6 protein-coding genes are annotated in these 6,404 nt (G+C 43.9%); 3 read left to right on the top strand and 3 right to left on the bottom strand.

What is annotated here, in order from left to right:
* Positions 1-47 precede the first annotated feature (47 nt).
* Positions 48-974: an ABC transporter permease gene (locus AC805_RS15225; protein WP_055076208.1), complete on the top strand. Its 927-nt coding sequence runs from the start codon at positions 48-50 to the stop codon at positions 972-974.
* 144 nt (positions 975-1,118) lie between these two features.
* On the top strand, positions 1,119-2,396 hold the full coding sequence (locus tag AC805_RS15220; RefSeq protein ID WP_055076207.1) for a DNA cytosine methyltransferase: 1,278 nt from the start codon (positions 1,119-1,121) through the stop codon (positions 2,394-2,396).
* A 261-nt stretch (positions 2,397-2,657) separates the two neighbouring features.
* On the opposite strand, the gene AC805_RS15215 is transcribed toward AC805_RS15220, so the two are convergent.
* From AC805_RS15215 to AC805_RS15205, 3 genes are all read right to left on the bottom strand, one after another.
* A complete protein-coding gene (locus tag AC805_RS15215; protein ID WP_055076206.1) occupies positions 2,658-3,056 on the bottom strand; it encodes a DUF4253 domain-containing protein in 399 nt (132 codons plus the stop codon).
* A gap of 78 nt (positions 3,057-3,134) precedes the next feature.
* Positions 3,135-4,571 (bottom strand): cysteine--tRNA ligase, encoded by a 1,437-nt coding sequence (gene cysS, locus AC805_RS15210; protein ID WP_055076205.1) that lies wholly within the window; start codon positions 4,569-4,571, stop codon positions 3,135-3,137.
* Positions 4,572-4,752: 181 nt separating this feature from the next.
* Positions 4,753-5,016: a BolA family protein gene (locus AC805_RS15205; protein ID WP_009627391.1), complete on the bottom strand. Its 264-nt coding sequence runs from the start codon at positions 5,014-5,016 to the stop codon at positions 4,753-4,755.
* A 276-nt stretch (positions 5,017-5,292) separates the two neighbouring features.
* Here AC805_RS15205 and xth point away from each other — a divergent pair, with 276 nt between their 5' ends.
* Positions 5,293-6,084: an exodeoxyribonuclease III gene (xth, locus tag AC805_RS15200; protein ID WP_055076204.1), complete on the top strand. Its 792-nt coding sequence runs from the start codon at positions 5,293-5,295 to the stop codon at positions 6,082-6,084.
* Positions 6,085-6,404: the final 320 nt, after the last annotated feature.

Here is a 6,404-nt window from a genome sequence, read left to right as displayed (position 1 = left end):
TTAATTAAGCCCACTTACTTAATCACCAATGCTCGATAGATAAAACAATGACAGATGATTCACTAGGTTGGATGAGCGTACCGCTAGCGATCGTGGCAGGGACGCTCCGAGGAAGCGCTCCATTTCTATTTGTCAGCTTAGGCGAGTGCCTCACTGAGAAATCTGGCAAAATTAATCTCGGTCTGGAAGGAACCCTACTCACTGGGGCGATGACCGCCTATGCTGTCTCCTATCTAACCCAGTCTCCTTGGTTCGGAGTTCTCGTCGCTGGCTTAGCGGGAGTTGGCTTAGGTTTGATTCATGCGTGGTTATCGCAGCGTCCGAGGGTAAGTGATGTTGCCGTTGGCATCGCGATGATTATCTTTGGTAGCGGTATTGCTTTCTTTTTTGGTAAGGCTTTTATTCAACCCAAGGCAATTCCTTTACCCGTTCTTGAGTGGGGTAACTGGAGTACCTATTCACAGGTGCAATCAGCGCTAAAGGTCAGTCCTTTGCTATTGATTGGGGTTGCGATCGCCTTTTTCATGCAGTGGTTCTTTAGTTCGACCCGATGGGGCTTATATATTCGAGCCGTGGGCGATAGTCCTAGTGCGGCGAGGGCAATGGGTATATCGGTTGTGGGTGTGCGTACCTGTGCGATCGTGGCAGGGAGTTTCTTGGCTGGAATTGGCGGCGCGAGTTTATCGCTATATTATCCAGGACTGTGGTCGGAGCGGATTTCTAGCGGACAGGGCTTAATGGCGGTAGCTTTGGTAATTTTCGCGCGATGGCAACCAGTGCAATGCCTCTGGGCTTCCTTGTTATTTGGTGGCGCTCAAGCCATTGGTCCTGCATTGCAAGCGGTGGGTATTACCTCTTACTATTACCTGTTTAACGCTGCGCCCTATATTATGACTTTAATTATTACGATCGCCACTTGTTCGCCACGGAGAACATTGACGGGCTCCCCTGGAGCATTAGGGACTAATGAATAGGACTTAATTTGAACCTGACTAGACTAGTAAAACGAGTGGCGGCGCTTCGCGCCGCCGCTCGTCTTTTCGGTTTTATATCCTAAGCGAAACTTTCATTGCTATACAATAGATTTTCTGTTCTGATATCTAAATTCTTTGTCGATTATGGGAAATCAACGACCGATCGCGGTGGATTTATTTGCGGGAGCGGGAGGTATGACCTTGGGCTTTGAGCAAGCTGGTTTTGATGTACTTGCTTCCGTCGAGATCGATCCGATTCATTGCGCTACCCATGAGTACAATTTCCCCATGTGGAAAGTAATCTGTGCTAACGTCACAAAAATATCAGGTGATGAGATTCGTCAAAGATCGCAAATAGGCGATCGCGAAGTTGATGTGGTTTTCGGAGGACCTCCATGCCAAGGCTTCTCCTTGATGGGTAAACGTGCTTTTGACGATCCGCGCAATGAGTTGGTGTCGCACTTTATGCGCATCGTGACGGAACTCAATGCCAAATACTTTGTAATGGAAAATGTCAAAGGGCTGACCGTAGGCAACCACAGGAAATTTTTAGATGAAGTGATTGATAGTTTCGAGCAGCATGGTTACAAAGTCCTACAAAACTATAAAGTGCTTAATGCAGCCCATTTTGGCGTACCCCAACATCGTGAACGACTTTTCTTAATTGGTTGTCGCCAAGATGTCCATCTTCCTAATTACCCCGCCCCAATTACGAAACCTGCCAAGGCAAAACGCATTGCGAAGGAGCTGATCGATTTGCCCAATGGTCCTACGGTCTATGAAGCGATCGCTGATTTACAAGATATTGCCCAACATCCTGCATTGCGCAATCAAGACTTTTGTACGGCTACGATTAGCGGTTCTAGTAAGTATGTAGAACTGATCAATGATTTTGGGAAGGCTAACTTTGGCTATAAACGCAAGCATAATGCCAATATCCTCACTTCGAGCCTAATGTCCAAACATGGAGAGAGTTCAAAATACCGATTTCGGAATACGGCGCAAGGAGAAGTAGAACGCATTAGCCGATTTTATAAACTGGATTTAAATGGGATTAGCAACACTCTGAGAGCAGGAACACCTAGTAATCGAGGCGCTTTTACAGCACCTCGACCTATCCATCCTAATTCCCCAAGATGCATAACCGTCAGGGAAGCGGCAAGGTTACATAGTTATCCCGATTGGTTCCGTTTTCATAAGACTATCTGGCATGGCTTTAGACAGGTTGGGAACTCCGTTCCGCCCCTATTGGCTAAAGCCGTAGCTTCTCAAATCATGGAAATATTGCAACCTTACCCTGCTATAGGTAAAGATGAATATGTTTTGGGAGAAGACAAACTATTGCAGTTGAATATGACTACAGCCGTTAAATATTACGGAATTAAGCCACATACGATCGAACCAAGAACCAAAGTTCGATAGTTGCCGACAATAATTGCCGATAATAATTGCCGATAATAGTTGCCGTCTATGAGGGAGCCATTCATAAATTGCTCCTGCATCGCATTCTCTGTTTGGGGCTTATACCAATTCCCAAAATGGCAACGCCATTTTGGGAATTTCAAAACCTTACGGAATGTGAGTTCGGGTTAAGCTGGCAAAATTTACAGCGCAAAGCGCTGTAAAAGCCCAAAAGTAAAAGCATTGCTACACAATGCTTTTACTTTTGGGCTTTTACATTTATTAATCCCACCACAATCCAACTGATTTATTGAGAGCGAGCGATCGCTTTAGAAGTTCAAAACCGTAGTTCTCATCATTGAAATCGATATCTTTTACGAATTCTTGAAAATTCTCAGGAATATCCTGTTCTGAGGCTTCCATTTCTTCGAGCAGATCGCCAATACAGCCAAAATGTTGATCGATTATGTCTGGGCATAGTTTATAAATATCTATGGAAAGTTCCGTTAGATCTTCGGGGAGGTTTAAAAAGAATATATCCAACGCATCTTCCTCAACATTATCAATGCTAATGCCATACTGAGCGTCCCACTTAGACAACCACTTGATAATATCCTCCGTTTCTAGATCGTAATTAGGAGCATTTGTACTTTTATCCCTTAAAACTTGATATTTATCCATGAGTTTTACCTAGTTTGTTACTAATAGTTAGTTCATCAGGTTAAAGAACAAAGGCACTGCTGAGCAGTGCCTTTGTTCTTACATCCAACTGGTTGTACCGTCTTTCCGATCGATCAGAGTAATGCCTTTATCTTTTAGGTAATCGCGAATGCGATCGCCTTCCTGATAGTTTTTTGTTTTTTTTGCCTCAATTCTTTGCTGAATTAAGCTTGTAATTTCAGTTTCACTGAGACTTTCAGGCTTCACTCCGCGATCGCTAATCTTGGCAATAAAGCCTAAAATATTCGTCATGTAACTGAGGGCTTGCCAGTCTTTAAAGAGAGTTTCCGAACTAGCAGCCGTTTCACCTGTATGGGATAGGGAATTTCGCTCTGCCCGCAATTTCTTAGCTAGTTCAAATACGTAGGAAATTGCTACCGAGGTATTAAAATCATCCTCCATTGCTTCTTCAAAACCAGCGATCGCCTCGCTAACTTCATGGCGCAATGGAGGATCGATCTGCTGCCATCCCCACCTTTCGCCGAAGTCCGAAGCAAATAGCATTCCCTCGCGAATTGTCTCCCAGCCTTTAGTTGCGGCGTTAATTGCCTCCTCCGTAAAGTCAATCGGTTGGCGGTACTGCGCTTGCAGAACAAATAAACGGATTGCCATTGGGTCGAAAACTGTCAATAAATCGCGAATCGTTTGGAAATTATTGAGCGATTTGGACATTTTCTCGCCATCAATATTGACAAAGCCATTATGCATCCAGTAGTTCGCCAAAGGCAGTTTATAGGCTGCTTCTGATTGCGCGATTTCATTCTCATGATGGGGAAATTGTAAATCCGTACCACCTGCATGGATATCAATGGTTTCTCCTAAATGAGATCTCACCATTGCCGAGCATTCGATATGCCAACCTGGACGACCATCGCCCCAAGGCGATCCCCAAAATGGTTCATTCGGCTTAGCCGATTTCCATAGAGCAAAGTCAAAGGGATAGCGTTTTTGTTCTTCGCGATCGTCAACGCGCCCGCTTGCCCCCGCTTGCATATCTTCGAGTTTGCGCCCTGACAACTTGCCGTAGGTGGGAAATTTCTGCACGGCATAATACACATCGCCATGAGAAACGTAGGCATAGTCGCGATCGATTAATTGCTGAATGAGTTCGATAATTTCAGGAATCGTGGCAGTGGCTCGGGGATAACTATTAGCTTTGGCGATATTGAGCCTTGCCATATCCTCATCGTAGGCGGCAATATACTGCTCTGCGATCGCCTGCATAGTCGTATTTTGTTCCTGAGCCCGCTTTAAAATTTTGTCATCAATATCGGTAATATTCTGGACAAACTGAACTTGGTACTTGGTTTCCAGATAGCGTCGCACCATATCCCAAACTACATAGGCTCTGGCATGACCCAAATGGCAATAATCATAGACCGTTACACCACAAACATACATTTTTACAATTCCCGATGTGAGGGGAATAAAATCTTCTTTGCGTCTGGTGATTGTGTTGTAAATGCGAAGGGTCATGAATTTGACTGCTAAATTGACTGCTAATTTGCTGATTTATGTTGCGTATTGATAAACATGGCGCGAGCAAATTATACAGTAGCTTTAAATGTCAATTCAAAAATTCATCAAACCCCAAAGAGCGTTGCGTTGTAAAGTGCCGCGATTCTCTTTGGGGTTTTGGCTGCATGGCAATCTCTATTTAGAGAACCTGTACCTGCATACTTTCCCACTGCGAGAGGCTATAGGTTTTGAGCTGTAGAGCGTGAATTGCACCAGTGTCAAGGTGCTCTTGAATTGCACCATAGACCAGTTTATGCTGCTTGATCATCGATAAACCTTCAAATTGTTCGGCGACGATGATTGCGGTAAAGTGTTGACCATCATGATTGGGATCTTCCACCTGTACCTTGGCATTAGGTAAAGCGGCACGAATTAAATCGGCGATATTGTTGTGAGAAATCATGTCGAACAAACTCAAATTGGGAAAATTTAATTAACTGTTTAAATTGTGGCACGAAGGATAATGTTTATGCTGCCAAGTAAGCTGCCATGTAATTAGTTCGGCATAATTAAAAACCCAAACCAGAGAGCGTACCGCCCGCGTAGCGGGCGGTACGCTCTCTGGTTTTACTAAGGTAAGGCAGAAGTAAGCTTAAAACCTAGAAGCTTAGTTTGCTATCATGGCGAGCAAACCAAGCTCCGAACTGAGCTACTTGTATGGATTTGATATAGAGATTTTATGAAAATTGCAACTTGGAACGTCAATTCAGTGCGGACGAGGATTACCCATGTTTGTGATTGGTTGCAGGCAAATCCTGAGGTTGATGTGCTGTGCTTACAGGAAACCAAAGTGGTTGATGGCGACTTTCCCCATTCACCCTTTACGGAGTTGGGCTATCAAACCTATATTTATGGACAGAAATCCTATAACGGTGTGGCACTGATTTCGCGATCGCCTTTACAGGATATTCAAACTGGGTTTGCTGCGGTATTGGGAGAAATTTCCGAGCCAAGTCTGGAGGATCAGAAGCGCTTGATCGCCGCAAAGTATGGCGATGTCCAGATCGTGAATATGTATGTCCCCAATGGCTCGGAAGTAGGGAGCGAAAAATATGAATATAAGTTGCGTTGGCTGAAATTATTGAAGGAATATCTGCAAGCGTTGTTAAAACAAAATGACGAAGTGCTAATCTGTGGCGATTTTAATGTGGCGATCGCCGATCTCGATATCTACGATCCCAAAGGACGTGAAAATAAGGTGATGTCAACGGATATCGAACGCGAAGCCTTAGATGCGGTTTTAAATCTGGGATTTAAAGATGTATTTCGGAAGTTTGAATCGGCGGGCGGGTACTATAGTTGGTGGGATTATCGTTCTGGAGGCTTTAGTCGCAATCGGGGCTGGCGGATCGATTACCATTTCTTAACCGAGCCACTATACGATCGCGCTACAGCCTGTGCGATCGATGTCGAACCTCGAAAACTAACGCAACCTAGCGATCACACTCCCGTCATTGTCACAATTGATTGATTTTGATTAATTGTGATTAATTTTGATTAATTACTAATTTTTACTGAAGTACCTCAGCATAATTAAAATCCAGATCTAAAACCTGCGGCACACGCGCAGCGTGTGCTAAAGGTTTTAGGGTTTTATATTTAATTAAGCCCACTTATACCAATTCCCAAAAGTGTGACAACACTTTTGGGAATTGAAAACCAAACCCAGTAAGGGTTTTAAAATCCCAAAATGGCAACGCCATTTTGGGAATTGGTATTACCTATTAATTTATTTAGATTATTTAGAGTCGAAAACTTTAGCTATGAAATACCGCATCTTTTTCGCGATCG

Source organism: Pseudanabaena sp. 'Roaring Creek' (genome assembly GCF_001402795.1).
Lineage (GTDB): Bacteria > Cyanobacteriota > Cyanobacteriia > Pseudanabaenales > Pseudanabaenaceae > Pseudanabaena.
This window is presented reverse-complemented; position numbering and strand designations above follow the sequence as displayed.

Excerpts from the sequence above, each read along its gene's own strand:
- AC805_RS15225 (WP_055076208.1), top strand. The coding sequence starts at position 48 with ATGACAGATGATTCACTAGGTTGGATGAGCGTACCGCTAGCGATCGTG.
- AC805_RS15220 (WP_055076207.1), top strand. The coding sequence starts at position 1,119 with ATGGGAAATCAACGACCGATCGCGGTGGATTTATTTGCGGGAGCGGGA.
- AC805_RS15215 (WP_055076206.1), bottom strand. The coding sequence starts at position 3,056 with ATGGATAAATATCAAGTTTTAAGGGATAAAAGTACAAATGCTCCTAAT.
- cysS (WP_055076205.1), bottom strand. The coding sequence starts at position 4,571 with ATGACCCTTCGCATTTACAACACAATCACCAGACGCAAAGAAGATTTT.
- AC805_RS15205 (WP_009627391.1), bottom strand. The coding sequence starts at position 5,016 with ATGATTTCTCACAACAATATCGCCGATTTAATTCGTGCCGCTTTACCT.
- xth (WP_055076204.1), top strand. The coding sequence starts at position 5,293 with ATGAAAATTGCAACTTGGAACGTCAATTCAGTGCGGACGAGGATTACC.